Source organism: Haloplanus vescus (assembly GCF_900107665.1).
GTDB lineage: Archaea > Halobacteriota > Halobacteria > Halobacteriales > Haloferacaceae > Haloplanus > Haloplanus vescus.
Genome location: NZ_FNQT01000006.1, coordinates 82,283 through 97,675 on the forward strand (window position 1 = coordinate 82,283; position 15,393 = coordinate 97,675).

At 67.4% G+C, this 15,393-nt stretch carries 16 protein-coding genes, 1 tRNA gene and 1 rRNA gene; 11 read left to right on the forward strand and 7 right to left on the reverse strand.

What is annotated here, in order from left to right; all coding sequences use genetic code 11:
* The first annotated feature begins 101 nt into the window (after window positions 1–101).
* On the forward strand, window positions 102–2,348 hold the full coding sequence (locus tag BLU18_RS13905; protein ID WP_176791253.1) for a 4Fe-4S binding protein: 2,247 nt from the start codon (window positions 102–104) through the stop codon (window positions 2,346–2,348).
* Entirely contained in the window at window positions 2,341–3,306 is a 966-nt protein-coding gene (locus tag BLU18_RS13910; RefSeq protein ID WP_143025280.1) for an FAD:protein FMN transferase, read from the forward strand. The genes BLU18_RS13905 and BLU18_RS13910 overlap by 8 nt, the downstream gene beginning before the upstream one ends.
* Here the strand turns inward: BLU18_RS13910 and BLU18_RS13915 are convergent.
* A complete protein-coding gene (locus BLU18_RS13915) occupies window positions 3,303–4,334 on the reverse strand; it encodes a dipeptide epimerase (protein ID WP_092635950.1) in 1,032 nt (343 codons plus the stop codon). The two genes, BLU18_RS13910 and BLU18_RS13915, sit on opposite strands and share 4 nt — an antisense overlap.
* On the reverse strand, window positions 4,331–5,374 hold the full coding sequence (locus BLU18_RS13920; RefSeq protein ID WP_092635952.1) for an N-acetyltransferase DgcN family protein: 1,044 nt from the start codon (window positions 5,372–5,374) through the stop codon (window positions 4,331–4,333). Before BLU18_RS13920 ends, BLU18_RS13915 begins: the two co-directional genes overlap by 4 nt.
* Window positions 5,375–5,453: 79 nt before the next feature.
* Between BLU18_RS13920 and BLU18_RS13925 the strand changes: the two genes are divergently transcribed.
* The 6 genes from BLU18_RS13925 to BLU18_RS13950 all read left to right on the forward strand — a co-directional run bounded on the left by BLU18_RS13925 (window position 5,454) and on the right by BLU18_RS13950 (window position 9,048).
* Window positions 5,454–5,948, forward strand: coding sequence for an SRPBCC family protein (locus BLU18_RS13925; protein WP_092635954.1), 495 nt, complete (start codon window positions 5,454–5,456; stop codon window positions 5,946–5,948).
* Between the two features lie 23 nt (window positions 5,949–5,971).
* Complete coding sequence (locus tag BLU18_RS13930; RefSeq protein WP_092635956.1) at window positions 5,972–6,370, forward strand: VOC family protein; 399 nt, start codon at window positions 5,972–5,974, stop codon at window positions 6,368–6,370.
* Between the two features lie 143 nt (window positions 6,371–6,513).
* Window positions 6,514–6,741 carry a DUF3311 domain-containing protein gene (locus tag BLU18_RS13935; RefSeq protein WP_092635958.1) on the forward strand — a complete coding sequence of 76 codons (228 nt, stop codon included), beginning with the start codon at window positions 6,514–6,516 and terminating at the stop codon, window positions 6,739–6,741.
* On the forward strand, window positions 6,738–8,234 hold the full coding sequence (locus BLU18_RS13940) for a sodium:solute symporter family protein (protein ID WP_092635960.1): 1,497 nt from the start codon (window positions 6,738–6,740) through the stop codon (window positions 8,232–8,234). Before BLU18_RS13935 ends, BLU18_RS13940 begins: the two co-directional genes overlap by 4 nt.
* A 41-nt stretch (window positions 8,235–8,275) precedes the next feature.
* Window positions 8,276–8,500, forward strand: coding sequence for a hypothetical protein (locus tag BLU18_RS13945; protein ID WP_092635963.1), 225 nt, complete (start codon window positions 8,276–8,278; stop codon window positions 8,498–8,500).
* A gap of 101 nt (window positions 8,501–8,601) precedes the next feature.
* Window positions 8,602–9,048 carry a pyridoxamine 5'-phosphate oxidase family protein gene (locus BLU18_RS13950; RefSeq protein WP_092635965.1) on the forward strand — a complete coding sequence of 149 codons (447 nt, stop codon included), beginning with the start codon at window positions 8,602–8,604 and terminating at the stop codon, window positions 9,046–9,048.
* A 16-nt stretch (window positions 9,049–9,064) separates the two neighbouring features.
* Here BLU18_RS13950 and BLU18_RS15210 read toward each other — a convergent pair whose 3' ends face one another.
* Both BLU18_RS15210 and BLU18_RS13955 read right to left on the reverse strand, forming a co-directional pair.
* Window positions 9,065–9,190, reverse strand: a complete 126-nt coding sequence (locus BLU18_RS15210) for a hypothetical protein (protein WP_281241042.1) — start codon at window positions 9,188–9,190, stop codon at window positions 9,065–9,067.
* A 116-nt stretch (window positions 9,191–9,306) separates the two neighbouring features.
* Window positions 9,307–9,380: transfer RNA gene (locus BLU18_RS13955), tRNA-Tyr, on the reverse strand.
* Between the two features lie 93 nt (window positions 9,381–9,473).
* On the opposite strand from BLU18_RS13955, the gene BLU18_RS13960 reads away from it, so the two are divergent.
* Window positions 9,474–10,241 carry a hypothetical protein gene (locus tag BLU18_RS13960; protein WP_092635967.1) on the forward strand — a complete coding sequence of 256 codons (768 nt, stop codon included), beginning with the start codon at window positions 9,474–9,476 and terminating at the stop codon, window positions 10,239–10,241.
* Here BLU18_RS13960 and BLU18_RS13965 read toward each other — a convergent pair.
* The gene (locus tag BLU18_RS13965; protein ID WP_092635970.1) at window positions 10,238–11,197 is read right to left on the reverse strand and encodes an AIR synthase family protein; all 960 of its coding nucleotides are present in this window, start codon (window positions 11,195–11,197) and stop codon (window positions 10,238–10,240) included. The genes BLU18_RS13960 and BLU18_RS13965 overlap by 4 nt on opposite strands.
* A gap of 79 nt (window positions 11,198–11,276) precedes the next feature.
* On the opposite strand from BLU18_RS13965, the gene BLU18_RS13970 reads away from it, so the two are divergent.
* On the forward strand, window positions 11,277–12,323 hold the full coding sequence (locus BLU18_RS13970; protein ID WP_092635972.1) for a pyridoxal-phosphate-dependent aminotransferase family protein: 1,047 nt from the start codon (window positions 11,277–11,279) through the stop codon (window positions 12,321–12,323).
* Here BLU18_RS13970 and BLU18_RS13975 read toward each other — a convergent pair.
* A complete protein-coding gene (locus BLU18_RS13975; protein ID WP_092635974.1) occupies window positions 12,320–14,140 on the reverse strand; it encodes a DEAD/DEAH box helicase family protein in 1,821 nt (606 codons plus the stop codon). The genes BLU18_RS13970 and BLU18_RS13975 overlap by 4 nt on opposite strands.
* Before the next feature lie 39 nt (window positions 14,141–14,179).
* On the reverse strand, window positions 14,180–14,740 hold the full coding sequence (locus tag BLU18_RS13980) for a TATA-box-binding protein (protein WP_092635976.1): 561 nt from the start codon (window positions 14,738–14,740) through the stop codon (window positions 14,180–14,182).
* A 500-nt stretch (window positions 14,741–15,240) separates the two neighbouring features.
* On the opposite strand from BLU18_RS13980, the gene BLU18_RS13985 reads away from it, so the two are divergent.
* Window positions 15,241–15,393 (forward strand): 16S ribosomal RNA (locus BLU18_RS13985); the annotation flags it as partial.

A 15,393-nucleotide genomic window follows, 5' to 3' on the forward strand; every position in this document is an offset into this window, starting at 1 on the left:
GCCGGACCCGTGTTCACGACATCCACTCCCACGCGTGGGGAATCCACGACTGACCGCCTCGCTGCCCGGTTGTCGCCGTCCCCTTCGGAGCTGTGTCCACCGTGACCCGACGCCGCAGACTTACGGTCGTGTTCGCCCTCCTCCTCGTCTTCTCGACGGCCGCGCCGGTGGCCGCAGTCGACCGGACCACCATCGACGACCCGTTCTCCGAGCGGAGTCTCTCGAAGGTGTACCCCGAGGCCGACTCCTTCTCCGAGCCCTCGGGTCAGTACCAGACGGTCGAAGCCTACCGGCAGGTCGACGGTGAACGCCGACTCGTCGGCTACGTCTACCTCACGAGCAACGTGGTCGACGCCGAGGGCTACGGCAACGAACCCATCGAGTTCTTGGTCGCACTCGACACCAACGGCACCATCCACGGCATCGAACTCGTCGAGCAACACGAACCCTTCTTCGACCGCGCCTCTGCGGTTCAGCGGCTTCGGACCTTCAGCCACCAGATGGTCGGTATGTCCGTCACGAAGGAAGTCACCATCCGCGAGGCGGAGTCGGGCGAACGCCACATCGACGCCCTCACCGGCGCGTCGGTGACGACGCGGGTGTCAATCGAGACGGTGACGCAGTCGGCCCGTATTGTCGCCCGCGAGAAGGGCCTCATCGAGGGTGAGGCGGCCACGCAGTCGTCGGCGCAGCGAAACGCGTCGCTCGACGACCTGCGACGCGAGACCGACCTCGCCCACTGGCCCGTGGGTGCCTTGGATGCCAACGACGCTTCGTCGCTCGATATCTACGCCGCGCCGATCGAATCGACGTCGATGCAGTCGCGTCTACTCGACAACGACACCGCGCCCGCGAACGCGACGATGATATGGGTCGGCCTCGGCGGCGCGTCGGCGGCCCCGCCGGACCGCCTCCGCCTCCACCAGTGGGTGCGGTCCTACGCCCCATCGACACGGGAGACACAAGTCGAGGGCGTCGAGTGGAGCGCCGCGTTGCTGGTCACCGACCCCATCGACACCACCGAGCCGTTCGTTCTCGACCTGACCGTCGCCGGCGAGCGCACCCGCCGGACCTACGGGCCGGGCGGGATGGCGGCCAAGCGCCCGGTCGACGTCGCCGCCGCGCAGACCCTCCCGGCGTGGGTCAGCTCTGTCGAATCGGCGTGGGAGGACAACTGGGGCACCGCCATCGCCCTCGTCGTCTTCCTCACCGCCATCCTCGGCGTGTTCACGTTCCGGTCGCGCATCTGTCGGCGGGCGGGCGTGACGGTCAACCGACTGCGTATCGGGACGCTTGGGGTGACGCTCGTCTTCCTCGGCTGGTATCACCCGACGCAGCCGACGACCCAACAGATAGCGATTCTGGTCCGCGAACTCATCTCGTGGGCCACGACCGGGGGATTCCGGTGGGCGCTCTTCCTGTCGGCGCCGCTCGTCGCCATCACGTTCGTCGCCATCGCGCTCACCATCCCGAAGTGGGGGCGCGGCGTCTTCTGCGGGTGGATCTGTCCGTTCGGTGCGCTCTCGGAACTTCTGTACAAGGTGACGCCGTGGTCGTACGAACTCCCGCGGAAGTACCACGTCAAACTAGAGAAGATACGCTACCCAATCTTCATCGCCATCGTCGTGGGCTTCGTCATCTCCACGGACTTCGGCGCGAAACTGGCGAAGGTCGAGCCGTTCAAGGCCGCCTTCTACAGTTCGCTGGTGACCGACCCCGTCTACATCGGGTGGTCAGTCGTGCTCATCGCGGCCGGGGCGGTCATGTTCCGCCCGTACTGCCGGTACCTCTGCCCGCTCGGCGCCGGGTTGGCGCTGGGGAACGTCGTCCAGCAGACGCCCATCCAGCGCTACGACCTCTGTGGCGACTGCGTGAAGTGCCAGACCGACTGTGACTTCCAGGCCATCGAGGACGACGGCTCGATAAACAAGTTCCAGTGTTTCCAGTGCTCGGTCTGTGTCGACAACTACTACGACCCCGAGGGCTGTCCGGTCGTGCTTCAGTACGACAACGAACACGGCTTCACCGTCGACGCGTGGCGCGACCCGCATCTCATCGAGCGCATCCGCCCCGAGGACCGAACCACGGAGCAACAGCGCATCCTTGCCGAACGCGTCGCGACCGACGGTGGCAAGCCGGAACTGTTCGCAGAGAGCGGTGACCTCGTCCCCGACGGCGCCGTCGTCAACATGGTCCGTCAGTCGACGGACGACGCAGACGGTGGCTCCTGCGGCTGTTCGACTGGAGACGCCGGATGCGGCTGTTCGACCGGCAACTCTGGGTGTGGCTGCTCGGACTCGGAGACGACCGGAACCGACTGGCTCGGCGGGGGTGACGGCGATGCGTGAACTCGACCGTCGCTCGTTGCTCGCCGCCGCCGGCGGCGTCGCCGGGGCCGGCTTCCTCGGGCAGACGCTCCTCGTCCGCGACGAGGTGACCGAGGTGCGGAGCACGCGGCTGATAATGGGGTCGCTCGTCACCGTCACCGCCGTCACCCGCGACACGGACCGGGCCGAACTCGGCGTGGAGCGTGCCTTCGCGGAGATGTCGCGACTGGAGTCGGTGTTCACCCGCCACGACCCCGATGGGGAGGTGGCGCGCCTGAACGACGCGGGCGTCCTCGACTCCCCCTCGCCCGAACTGGTCGCGCTCCTCCAGCGATGCCGACGACTGTACGACCGGACCGACGGCGCGTTCGACCCGACGGTGCTGCCGGTGGTGAGCGCCTTCGAATCCGGCGCGGACCACCCGCAGGACGCCCGTCGGCACGTCTCGGACGCGACGTTCGAGGACGTGGTCGTCGACGAATCCGAACTCCGGACGCCGACGCCGCTCACCCTCGACGGCGTCGCCAAGGGGGCGGTGGTCGACGCCGGCGTGGCCGCCCTCCGGGACTGGGTTGACGCCGGCTTGATAGAGGCCGGTGGCGACGTGCGCGTCTTCGGCGGCGACGACTCCTCGTCGCGGTGGCGCGTCGGCGTCGAGAACCCGCGCGGCGACGGCCTCGCCTCGACGGTCCGTCTCGACAGCGGCGGCGTCGCTACCTCGGGCGACTACCGAATCTACTACGACGAGGACCGCACGAACCACCACATCATCACGCCCGGGACCGGGCGCTCGCCCACCGAGGACACGAGCGTCACCGTCGTTGCGGACGACGCCGAGACGGCGGACGCCCACGCCACCGCGGCGTTCGTGTTGGACGACGACCGGGCGGCGGCGATGCTCTCGACTCGCGACGACCTTGCGGGACTGTTTCTCACTCGTGACGGCGAGCGACGGGTCACCGACGGCTGGGGCGACTAGTCCGAGCGCACGCCCGTCCCCGGCCGGTCAGGGAACGCGAGACTGCCGCCCGCGTAACTCGGGCCGTCGTAGGGGTTCTCGGCCAGCAAGAGCGCGCCGTCGAGGTCCACGTAGTCGACGAGGGGTGCGAGATGGCAGGCGGCGGCGAGCGAGGCCGTCGACTCGACCATACAGCCCAGCATGACTTCGAGGCCGTGCGCGCGGGCGGCGTGGACCATCCGCACCGCCTCGCGGACGCCGCCACACTTCATGAGCTTCAGGTTCACGATGTCGACCCGGTCGGCCACCTGTGCGATATCGGGGAGCGTGACGCAGGACTCGTCGGCGGCGACAGGGAGCGCGCTCCGTCCGGTGACGCGGCGGAGGCCCTCGGGGTTCTCGGCGGGCACGGGTTGCTCGACGAACTCGACGCCGAGGTCGGCCAGCCACTCGCTCTTCCGAATCGCCTCCGCGGGCGTCCACGCCTCGTTGGCGTCGACGCGAACCGTCGCCTCGGGGGCGGCCTCGCGAACTGCTTCGACGCGCTCCCGGTCGCGGGCCGTCCCCAGTTTCACCTTGAGCACGTCGTACCCCGCGTCGACGGCGTCCGCGGCAGCCTCGCCCATCGCCTCGGGGTCGTCGATGGCGACGGTGTATGAGGTGGGCGGCGCTCGCTCGGCGTCGAGGCCGAGGTAGCGGTAGAGCGGAATCCCGAGGCGACGCGTCGCTAGGTCGTGACACGCGACGCTCACCGCCGCCCGCGCGGCGGGGTTGTCGCGGACAACGTCCCGGAGTTCGCGCTCGATTCGGTCGAGGGCAAGGGGGTCGTCGACGCCCTCCACCGCCTCCAGCAGGTCGGGCAGGACCGCACACACGGTGTCCGCCGTCTCGCCGTAGTGTGGGTCAGGTGCCGCGGCGCCGATACCCGTCTGTCCCGCGTCGTCGCGGACGCGCACGACCACCGTCTCGACGGCCGCCTTCGACCCGCGCGAGATGGTGAAGTCGCCGTCGATGGGGAGGCGTTCGCGTTCGAACGTCGCGTCGATCATAGCGCGTCCAGAATCTGGTCGACGCCGAAGCGGACGGGGTCGGTCGCCGGTGCGCCGATGGCGTCGGCGTAGTCGTCGACTGCCGCCTCGGCGGCCGCGTCGTCGTCGAGAGCGCGCGTGTCGAGGGCGCCGGCCACCACCTCCGCGGGGGCGACGGGGTCTGCCAGATTCTCGTAGAGGTCGACGTACGTCTCCGCGGGCGGGATGGCGAAGTCCTCGTAGCCGTGGATGGACTCGCGCCCGGCGCTGTGGGTGAGGACGAGGGCGTCGGGCATCGCGCCGTGGAGCAGGCTACAGGTGACACCGGAGTAGGCGGGGTGGACGATGGTGCCCTGTCCCTCCACGAAGAGGACGTCGTGTTCCTCGGCGGCGTCGAGAATCATGCGTTCGACGGCGCCCGCGGCGAAGTCGGCGATGACGCGGTCGACGGGAATCCCCCAGCCAGCGATCATGATGCCCGTCTGGCCCGTGGGGACGAAGCCGGCGTCGATGCCGCGTTCGCGCGCGGCGGCGACGAGTTCGAGCGTCGTCGTCATCTTGCCCGTCGAGCAGTCGGTGCCGACGGTCAACACCACGTCGGCGTCGACGTCGCGGGCGCGCCCCTCGCTCACGGTGAGGTCCTCCGGCGGGCGGCGCACGTCGATGAGGTCGACGCCGTGGTCGGCGGCCAGCGCCGCGAACTCGTCGTCGTCTTCGAGGAAGTAGTGGAGGCCGGACACCACGTCACAGCCGGCTTCGATGGCCGCTCGCACGTCGGCGCGCCACGACTCGTCGAACCCGCCGCCGATGGGGGCGATGCCGATGAGGAGCGCGTCGGGGTCCGTCACGTCGAGGGCGTCCGCCATTTCCGCGACGATGGGGGCATCGGAGACGCCGGGTACGTGGTCGTCGACGGTGTCGCCGGCACACGCCCGGTCGAGGACGGCGGTCACGTCGTAGTCTGCGTATCGGAGGACGCCGACGGCGGTTTTCGCCCGATTCGGGAACTGTTCGTGGGCGAGGACGACCACCTCGTCGTCCGGTTCGAGTGACGTGGACATACCGACACAGAGGCCCGTGACCCGAATTAACCTCCCGGTTGACCCGCGCGCTTTTCCGGATATCCGCCCTACACGAAGTATGGCCGTCTACCAACGCCGGACGCGCGTCGCCGCGCCGCTCGACGAGGTGTGGGACTTTCACTCCCGAGTCAGCGGGCTGGAGGCGCTGACGCCCGACTGGCTGAACCTCCGCGTCGAATCGGTTACCGGGCCGGACGGTGACCCCGACCCCGAGATACTGGAAGCCGGGGCGCGCATCGACGCCTCGGTCCGTCCCTTCGATATCGGCCCGCGACAGCGGTGGACCTCGATAATCACCGCCCGCGAGCGCGACGACGGGACCGCGTACTTCCGCGACCGGATGGAGGGTGGCCCGTTCCGGGAGTGGGAGCACACCCATCGCTTCTTCGCTGACGGCGACGAGACGATAGTCGACGACCGGGTCGCCTACGCCCTCCCACTCGGCCCACTCGACGGCGCGATTGCGCCGCTCGCGAAACTCGGTCTCGACCCGATGTTCCGGTATCGCCACCGGCAGACACGCGAACGCCTCGAATCGCCTGAACGGTTTTGAGGGCGGCGTCCCAACTTCCGGGCATGGACGTCGTCGATATGGACCACGTCGCGCTCCGCGTCAGCGACGTGGACCGCGCGCTCGAATTCTATCACGACCTACTCGGCCTCTCGGTCCGTGACCACGACCGGTTCGAGGCCGGTGAGGTGCCCTACGTCGCCGTCGTCGCCGGGGGCCGCCACCTCCATCTCGTCCCCACCGACGACCCCATCGACGTGGGCGGCGAACACGTCTGTCTGCTCGTTCGCTCCGACGGGACGGGCACCCGTGCGGAACTCGACGCCCTCCTCGACGACTTGCGCGACGCGGGCGTCGAGATAGAGGCCGGCGAACCTCACGAGCGCTACGGGGCCTACGGCCGCGACTGGGCGGCGTACGTCCGTGACCCCGACGGGCGACGGGTCGAACTCAAGTTGCATTAGCGGTGCTTCGGATGGCGTGACTACTCGACTACCCCTACGGTGTCCTGCGATTCTATCTTATGAAGACTAATTTTCTTCGAAACGGCAAATAGGGGGATATTCAACATCATTTACGTAGTTGGAGGTATAGGTATGCTCCAACGATGCGTTCGATACGCGATTGGCTGTGGGTGGTCGGGTTTGCAACCCTCGTCGTGTTCTCGATTCCCTGGTTCCTCTGGGGGTCGTCGAGGGTGGTCGCCGGGTTGCCGGTGTGGCTCTGGTGGCACCTCGGCTGGATGGTACTGGCTTCCGTCACGTTCGCGCTGTTCACCCGGTCGGCTTGGGACCGGCTGATGGGCGTCGACGCCGTCAGGGGTGGTGACGCGTGACGCTCCAACCGCTCGGCATCGTCCTCGCTTACCTCCTCCTGACGCTCGGCATCGGCCTGTTCGCCTACCGCGTCGGCGGCAACGACGCCGAGGACTTCTATCTCGCCAGCCGGACGCTCGGCACGCTCGTCCTCCTCTTCACCACCTTCGCGACGCTCCTGTCGGCCTTTACCTTCTTCGGGGGGCCGAACCTCGCCTACGCCGCCGGTCCCGAGTGGATTCTCGTGATGGGCGTGATGGACGGGGTTCTTTTCGCCATCCTCTGGTATCTCATCGGCTACCGGCAGTGGCTCATCGGCCGCGCCCGCGACTACGTCACGCTCGGCGAGATGCTCGGTGACCGCTTCGGGTCGCCGCTCCTCCGAGCGCTGGTCGCCGGCGTCAGCCTCCTCTGGCTCTTCCCCTACGTCATGCTCCAGCAGATGGGGGCCGGCGAGGCGCTCCGTGGACTGACGGCCGGCGCCGTCCCCTACTGGGGCGGCGCGGCGCTCATCACACTCTTTATGATTGCCTACGTGACCCTCTCGGGACTCCGAGGCGTCGCATGGACCGACACGATTCAGGGGCTGTTCATGCTCTCCGTCCTCTGGGTCGCGGTGGCGTGGGTCGTGAGCAGTCTCGGCGGCGTCGGCGCCGCTACCGACGGGATGATCGCTGCCAACCCCGACTTCGCCTCGCTCGGCGGCGGCGTCTACACCCCGCAGTTCATCATCTCTAGCGCCGTCACCATCGCCTTCGGCGTCACCATGTTCCCGCAGATAAACCAGCGCTTCTTCGTCGCGAAGTCGGCGACGGTGCTGAAACGCTCCTTCGCGCTCTGGCCGGTGCTGGTCCTCCTCCTGTTCGTCCCCGCGTTCATGCTCGGGGCGTGGGCCGCGGGGCTTCCCATCGAGGTGCCCGAGGGGGCGAACGTCCTCTCGGTCCTGCTGGCGGAGTACACGCCAACGTGGTTCGCGGCGCTCGTCGTCGCCGGCGCGATGGCGGCGATGATGTCCTCGTCGGACTCGATGCTCCTCTCGGGGTCGTCCTACTTCACCCGTGACCTCTATCGACCGCTGGTCGACCCCGACGTGAGCGAGCGACGAGAGGCGTGGATTGCTCGGCTGGGCGTCGCCGTCTTCGCGACGTTCGCCTTCCTCGCCAGCCTCACCCGCCCCGGCACACTCATCGAAGTCGGCGACACCGCCTTCTCCGGGTTCGCCCTCTTGGCTCCGTCCGTGATGATCGCGCTCTACTGGGACGCGACGACCCGCGACGGCATGCTCGTCGGCATCGCCGTGCCGCAGGTCCTCTATCTCCTCCACGTCCTGCTTCCGGCGGTCACCGTCAGCCTTCGCGGCACGACCGTCGACCTCCTCGCTCGCTCGTACGGCGGGTGGGACGTCGCCCTCGCGTTCATGGCTCTCGGCGCCCTCCTGACCGTCGGCGTCTCGCTCGCCTCCTCGCCCTCCTTTGGCGAGGACGCCGCGCGCTTCGCTGTCGACGGGGACTAGTCTCCGGAACACCTACTTACTCCCCGTGTTATCACCTCCCTATGAGCGATATTCTCGACGACGAGACCACCGCGAAAATCGTCAAGAACATCCGAGAGAGCGAACAGCCGAGTCCGCACTTTCAGGCGACGATGATCAACTTCGTCTTCTCGCTCAACCAGAGCGACGGCGGCCTCGACGACATCGAGATGACCGAGGAGGAAATCGACGAGATTCTCAACGACCTGCCCACGAATCCCGAACTCGAACTCGCCTACATCGACTGACTGCGCGGCGATGTCACCGTGTCCGGGGCGCCCTGCGCACCTCGACACGGGCACGGACTCGAAAGACGGCTTTTTTCAGGCCGAATCTCGGACGAGAGGCCATGTCTGCCGATTCGCGCCGCGCCGAGATGACCGAGGAGCAGATGTCTCAGTTCCTCGCTCGCCAGGGTCACGGCGTCCTGTCCTTCGGCGGTGACCGCCCGTATAGTCTCCCGCTCTCCTTCGGCTACGATAGCGCCGACGGCCGCTGTATCTTCCAGTTCGTCTTCGACGGACAGAGCACGAAACGCGCCCGCTCCACAGATGCCGCCCCCGTCTCGCTCGTCGCCTACGACTGGCACTCGCCCGACGACTGGCGGAGCGTCGTCGCCGCCGGCCGGCTTCGACCTATCGACGACGACTCGCCCGAGGCCATCGCCGCCGCCGATGTCTTCGCCGAACACGCCTCGGCAATCGGCCTCAGTGTGTTCTCGAAGTCGTTCGACGACCTTGACACGCAGTGGTCCGCGCTCGACATCGAGGAGCTGTCGGGCTACTGCTCGCCGTGAGGACTCGACGCCCGCGCTACGCCGATTCTCGGTACTCCGGTCCCCACTGCTCGCCACACCGCGGACAGTAACTGGGCGCGGCGGCGACGTCGTCGTAGCGCTTCTCGCACCCGCAACTGTCACACGTCAGTGTCCGCGACATCGTTCTCGATTGATGTGTCGGACGTGGGTTAGTGCTTGGGATGACAGGAGTGTCGGGTGGGCTCTCGTAAATCCACAGTAACGCCTCTCGACGTTGCGTCGTTCGGAGAGAAGGTATCCGCCCTCCCCGATTTGAACGGGGGGCAAGCCGATCTACAGTCGGCTGCTCTACCAGTCTGAGCTAAGGGCGGGCGCACATGAACGTAATCGGCAGACTGGACTTAAGGATTCTCATTCGTTCGGGCGACCGAACCCTTTCGTCGGCGCACCGCCATCGACGCGGCATGGACGAGGAGCGACAGGCCACCTTCGGGCCGGACGGCGAACTGGAGACGGAGGCGCCGGAGGCGACCGGCACCAACGATTTCGGCGAGGAGACGGGTGCCGACGAGACGGACGGCGGCTTCAACCGCTACGCTGTGGTCAGCCTGCTCCAGAAAGCGATTCGCCGCGGCGACGAGGAGGTGTCCGCGTGGTGTGCGTGGGAGCTCGCCCGCTCCGGGTTCGGCTGGAACCTCTGGGACCGACTCAACACGTTCGTCGTCGAGGACCTGCGAGCCGATGCCCAGGCCGCGTTGCTCGTCGGCCGATATGAGGAGTTGGCCGAGGACTGGGACATGGACTCCCGCCGGGGGCAGATGGCCGCGGTGCAGGCGGCGCTCGTCGTCGCCCGCGCTCGCGCGGCTCGCGAGGGCGCGAACGCGGTGAACGCCTTCCACGCCATCGCGAAGCGCCGCGCCGAGGCCCACGAGGCGGGCGAGGAGCCTGCCCATTCGTTCCCCGTCTCCGACGAGGACCTCGCCGCGGGCGGGAAATACGACGTCGCCCTCGACGGACACACGGGCGAGGGCGCGCGACTGGACCGCAGTTCACCCTTCTTTCGCGTGCACGGCGCCCGCGTGGGGCCGGAGGGTGAACCGGAGCTCAGCGCGCGCTGGAAGCGGCTGTATCTAGCCTTGGACGAGTACGACTACACCGAGGAGGAAGTCGCCCACGCCCTCGACGCCGTCGACGCCGACGACCCGTGGACCGACCCCGGCTTCGACGATTAGTCCCACAGGGCGTACATGTCGTCGCGGATGGGCTCGGTGTAGCGCTCGACACCCAGTTCGACGCCCGCGTCGCCGGATTCCACACGGCCAATCACGGCCGCGTCGATACCCTCCGCTTCGAGTGCGTTGAGGGCCGCGTCCGTCTCGGAGTCGTCGACCGTCGCCAGCAACGCGCCCGAGCCGAGGACGCGAAGCGGGTCGACGCCGACGGCCTCGCACGCCGCGCGCGTCTCCGGGCGGACGTGAATTTCGTCCCGGTCGACGCGGAGTGTGCTGTCGGACGCTATCGCCATCTCGATGAGACCCTCCAAGACGCCGCCCTCGGTGGGGTCGTGCATCGCCGTCGCCACGGGCGCGAGGACAGCGCTCTCGGGCATCACGCTGAGGTCGTCGAACGCCGCCCGCGCGCGGCCGGCGAGGTCGTCGGCGAGGTCGAGTCGGTCCCGGAAGTCGGTCGCGAGGACGCCCGTCGCCTCGATGCCCGCGCCCTTCGTGAGGAGGATGCGGTCCCCGGGCTTCGCACCGCCGCTGGAGACGTAGCGGTCGGCGACGCCGAAACAGGTGAGCGAGCAGAGCGGGCGGGCGAGGCCGGCGACGACTTCCGTGTGCCCGCCCACGATGGTCAGGCCGAGGCGCTCGGCCTCCGCGTCGAGTTGGCCGGTGATCGTGTCGAGGACCTCCGTGTCGGCGTCGGGCAGGAGGAGCGTGCTGAGGAGGAATTCGGGCCGGCCGCCGGAGGCGGCGACGTCGTTCGAACTGACGGCGACGGCGAGGTCACCGATGCGCTCCGCCGCAAGCGAGATGGGGTCGGTGCTGACGACCATCGTCTGCTCGCCGACGCGAACCGCCGCGGCGTCCTCGCCGAAGGCAGGGCCGGAGAGCAGGGCCGCGCTCTCGGCGCCGGTCCGGCCGAGGACGAACTCCGACAACACCGTCGGATCGAACTTCCCGGTCATGGCGTCGGCTACACAGCCCCTGCCCATGTGCCTTCCCGTTACCCCGACCCTACAAGCCCTCCCAGTGGGTACTGGGCGTATGCTCATGACACCCGGCCCGACGGCGCTCCCGCCGTCGGTCAGGGAGGCGATGAGTCACGAACTGCTCAACCCCGACGTGGACCCGGTCTTTGCCGACCGATACGACGCCCTCCTCGAGAAACTGGGTGTCGCCTTCGGGACTGACGACGAAATCGTCGTGCTGGGCGGCGAGGGCATCCTCGGCCTCGAAGCGGCCATCGCCTCGACCGTCTCTCCCGGCGACCACGTCGTCTGTCTCTCGAACGGGCCCTACGGCGACGGCTTCGCGGATTTCGTGGAGAGCTACGGCGGCGAGGCGACCGTGGTCGGCGCCGACTACGGCGACCCGCTCCCAATCGACGAACTGGAGCGAACGCTCGCCGACTCGACGGTCGACCTCGCGACGATGGTCCACTGCGAGACGCCGACGGGCACGCTCAACGACCTCGGCCCCGCCCTCGACCTGTTCGAGGCCCACGACGCCCTGACCGTCGTCGACGCCGTCTCGTCGCTCGGGGGGACGCCCGTGCCCACCGACCGCATCGACATCACCATCGGCGCGTCACAGAAGTGCTTCAGCGCACCGCCCGGACTCGCTATCTGTGCCGTGAGCGACGCGGCGTGGGAGCGCATCGAAGCCCGCGACCCCGACTCGCTCTACACCAACCTCCTCCCGTGGCACGAGGCCGACCAGCCCTATCCCTACACCCACCTGACGACGCTCGTGGTCGCGCTCGACCAGGCGCTCGATATACTTCTCGATGAGGGGCTCCAGTCCGTCTACGGTCGCCACCGCGAGGCCGCTGCCCGCTGTCGGGAACGCGGCGACGAACTCGGTCTCAAACTCTACCCCGACCCCGACCGGAGCTCACCGACCGTCACCGCCTTCTCGGTGCCGGGTCGGGCGAATGACCTCCAGACCCGCCTCCGCGACGAACACGACGTGACCCTCTCGACGGGGTTCGGTGACCTTGCCGACGACGTGCTACGCGTCGGTCACATGGGATACAACGCGGATACCGAACGCGTCGACCGGGCGATGGATGCCCTCGCCGACGTGCTCTAGTCGATTCCCTGTTCGGTCACGCGGATGCCCTTCTCCGAGAGGTGGCGCATCTGTCGCTGCGCGAAGTCTTCCTCTCTCGTCCCGCGGGTCGCCAGCACGTACACGGTGGCGCTTCCGGTGGGGCGCATCGTCCGTCCGGCGCGCTGGGCGCCCTGCCGGCGCGACCCACCGAGGCCCGAGGCCACGATGGCGAGTTCGGCGTTCGGGAGGTCGATTCCCTCGTCGCCGACGCGGGAGACGATGAGCGTTCGGCGCTCGCCGTCTCGGAACTCGTTGAACAGCCGGTCGCGTTCGTGATGGGGCGTCTCACCGCTGATGAAGGGCACGTTGAGCGCGTTCGAGATATCCCGCCCTTGGTCGAGCCAGTCGACGAACACCAGCGCTTTCGCCGTCGGATGCTCGGTCAGCAAGTGCCTGATTTCGTCGACCTTCGCGGGGTTCTCGGCGGCGATTCGGTGTTTCGCGCGTGGCTCCGCGCTCGCGTACGCATTCCGTTCCTCGTCGTTCGCCCACGGGAGATACCGAATCTCGACTTCGGGCTCTTGGACGTACCCCGCGTCGAAGAGTGCGTCCCAGTCGGTGCCGATGGGCGGCCCGACCAGCGTGTAGATGTCTGTCTCGCGGTCGTCCTCTCGCACCGGCGTCGCCGACAATCCGAGTCGGTGTTTACTCTGGAGGTCTGCGCTCCGGCGGTACACCTCGCTCGGGATGTGGTGCACCTCGTCGTAGACGATGAGTCCCCACTCCCGGCGGTCGAAGAGCGCGCGGTGGCGGTCCATCCCCGCCACTTGATAGGTGGCAATCGTCACGGGTTCGATGTCCTTCTGCCCACCGTGGTACTCGCCGATCTGCTCGGGGTCGAGCGTGGTGTGTTCGAGCAGTTCGGCTCGCCACTGCCCCGCGAGTTCGCGACTGGGGACGAGAATCAGCGTCTCGCCACCGACGGCGGCGAGTGCGCCGATGGCGGCGACGGTCTTGCCGCTCCCCGAGGGCCCGACGAACACGCCCGCTCGCTGGTCGAGGAAGCGGTCCACCCAGTCGCGCTGGTAGTCCCGCAGTGTCGTTTTCAGCTCGATGTCGAGGGGGTCCCCAGTCTCCAACTCCCGCTCGTCGACGACGGGGTAGCCCGCCTCGTAGAGGATGCGCTTGATGGCCGCTTCGCTCCCCTCGACGACCCAACTCTCGGTGTCCGAGATGGGCGCGTGGAGGTGTTCCTCGTCAAGTTTCTGGCGAGCGACGTTGCCCATCAGACTCTCGCTCGCCGCCTCCAGCACCGTGTAGCCGTCCTCGTGGGTGGTGAGCGTGAATTGGCGCGCGCGGGACCACTGACGCTCAATCCACTCCTCAAGATGCGGCGAGCGGCGCGGGAGAACCGACCGAAGCGTCTGGAGGAGGTCGCCCAGTTCCTCGAAGGGCGCGGCCCAGATGTCCTCTTGTCTGATGCGATAGAGATAGCCCTTGGTGCCGGAGGTGTCGACCAGATGCGCTACTTGGGAGAGTTTCGCGCGCGTGAACTGACTCGGCTGGTCAACGACGAGCTCGCGGCGTTCGGGGAAGAGGACGACGCGTTCACGGTCGGCCAGGCGGCCCCACTCCGTCGGATACCAGACGACGGGGTCGGACTCGACGTTGAGCCGTTCGACGTCGCCGTCCTTGACCAGTCGGTTGAGGGCGTCGCTCGCGGTGGCCTGTGAGCAGTCGAGACGCCGGGCTATCTGTTGGGCGGTGGCGACGGGTCGCCCTTCGTCCTGTAGCGCGTCGAGAAACGATTCCAGAGTGACGGCGTCGGCGGTGCCGTCGACGGACTCGTCAGTCATCGACGCTGATACGCCCCGGACGGAGAAACGCGTTGCGACCTAGCCGAGTAGTCCGAGGTCGTCGATGCGTTCGACGATGACGCTGACGGCTTCGGCGGCGTCCGCGGTGCGTTTCCCGCCCGTGATAACGATTTTTCCGCTCCCGAACAGCAGGATGACCACGTCCGGGTCGTCCATGCGGTAGACGAGGCCGGGGAACTGCTCGGGTTCGTACTCCACGTCCTCCAAGCCGAGGCCGATGGCGAGGGCGTTGAGATTGAGTGTGTGGCCGAGGTCCGCGCTCGAGACGATGTTCTGGACCGTGATATCCGGGTCCTCCTCGACGGGGATGTGCAGGTCGCGGAGTTTCTGGAAGATGATGCCCAGCGCCTCGTGGACGTCGTCTATACTCTTCGCGCCCGTGCACACGATCTTTCCAGAGCGGAAGATCAGCGCGGCTGCCTTCGGGTCCTGCGTCCGATAGACCAGTCCCGGGAAGTTGTCGGGGTTGAAATCCGCGCCCGGAAGGTCCTCTGCCAGCGCTTCGAGGTCGAGTTCCTGCCCGATACCGGTCGACGCCACCACGTTCTGAATCTCTATCGAATCTGCCGGGTCACTCATCGTATGCGCCCATTTGGTGTCCCCATCCTTATAAACCACCCCGGAGACCGGCTGCCGATAGATCTCCACGGCCGGAATGAGGACTATTTTGCCGAGATGTGTGGGGAGGCCACGACAGGGAACACCACGCAAATATCAAACCGTCTGCCGATTTCAGGGGAGATCAACGGGGTTAAGTATTCACCTCCATTCTGACTGTAATGCGAAGGCGACGAGGGCGACGATGCCCTCGACCCCGGACCACACGCTCGATTCAGCGTTCCCACGCGGCTCGACCAATGAGCTTATATGGGTCGCTCTACTCGATTTAGGTCCGGACGAAACATGAGGATTCCACCCCTGCGGTCCGCCGTAAGACGGAATCTGATGTGAGCCTCGGTGGTTCGATGTCATCCGGTCGGACCGGTGACTCGAACCACCACCTTGGACCTCAGTGGTCTTTACGACGCGGAAACGATTCGACGTTTCCCGCCACCCCTCACTCCACACGGAGTGAGACCATTCCGGTTGATCCTGCCGGAGGCCATTGCTATCGGGGTCCGATTTAGCCATGCTAGTTGTACGAGTTCACACTCGTAGCAAATAGCTCCGTAACACGTGGCCAAACTACCCTACAGAGAACGATAACCTCGGGAAACTGAGGCTAATAGTTC

Excerpts from the sequence above, each read along its gene's own strand:
- BLU18_RS13910 (WP_143025280.1), top strand. The coding sequence starts at position 2,341 with ATGCGTGAACTCGACCGTCGCTCGTTGCTCGCCGCCGCCGGCGGCGTC.
- BLU18_RS13915 (WP_092635950.1), bottom strand. The coding sequence starts at position 4,334 with ATGATCGACGCGACGTTCGAACGCGAACGCCTCCCCATCGACGGCGAC.
- BLU18_RS13920 (WP_092635952.1), bottom strand. The coding sequence starts at position 5,374 with ATGTCCACGTCACTCGAACCGGACGACGAGGTGGTCGTCCTCGCCCAC.
- BLU18_RS13925 (WP_092635954.1), top strand. The coding sequence starts at position 5,454 with ATGGCCGTCTACCAACGCCGGACGCGCGTCGCCGCGCCGCTCGACGAG.
- BLU18_RS13930 (WP_092635956.1), top strand. The coding sequence starts at position 5,972 with ATGGACGTCGTCGATATGGACCACGTCGCGCTCCGCGTCAGCGACGTG.
- BLU18_RS13935 (WP_092635958.1), top strand. The coding sequence starts at position 6,514 with ATGCGTTCGATACGCGATTGGCTGTGGGTGGTCGGGTTTGCAACCCTC.
- BLU18_RS13945 (WP_092635963.1), top strand. The coding sequence starts at position 8,276 with ATGAGCGATATTCTCGACGACGAGACCACCGCGAAAATCGTCAAGAAC.
- BLU18_RS13950 (WP_092635965.1), top strand. The coding sequence starts at position 8,602 with ATGTCTGCCGATTCGCGCCGCGCCGAGATGACCGAGGAGCAGATGTCT.
- BLU18_RS15210 (WP_281241042.1), bottom strand. The coding sequence starts at position 9,190 with ATGTCGCGGACACTGACGTGTGACAGTTGCGGGTGCGAGAAGCGCTAC.
- BLU18_RS13960 (WP_092635967.1), top strand. The coding sequence starts at position 9,474 with ATGGACGAGGAGCGACAGGCCACCTTCGGGCCGGACGGCGAACTGGAG.
- BLU18_RS13965 (WP_092635970.1), bottom strand. The coding sequence starts at position 11,197 with ATGACCGGGAAGTTCGATCCGACGGTGTTGTCGGAGTTCGTCCTCGGC.
- BLU18_RS13970 (WP_092635972.1), top strand. The coding sequence starts at position 11,277 with ATGCTCATGACACCCGGCCCGACGGCGCTCCCGCCGTCGGTCAGGGAG.
- BLU18_RS13975 (WP_092635974.1), bottom strand. The coding sequence starts at position 14,140 with ATGACTGACGAGTCCGTCGACGGCACCGCCGACGCCGTCACTCTGGAA.
- BLU18_RS13980 (WP_092635976.1), bottom strand. The coding sequence starts at position 14,740 with ATGAGTGACCCGGCAGATTCGATAGAGATTCAGAACGTGGTGGCGTCG.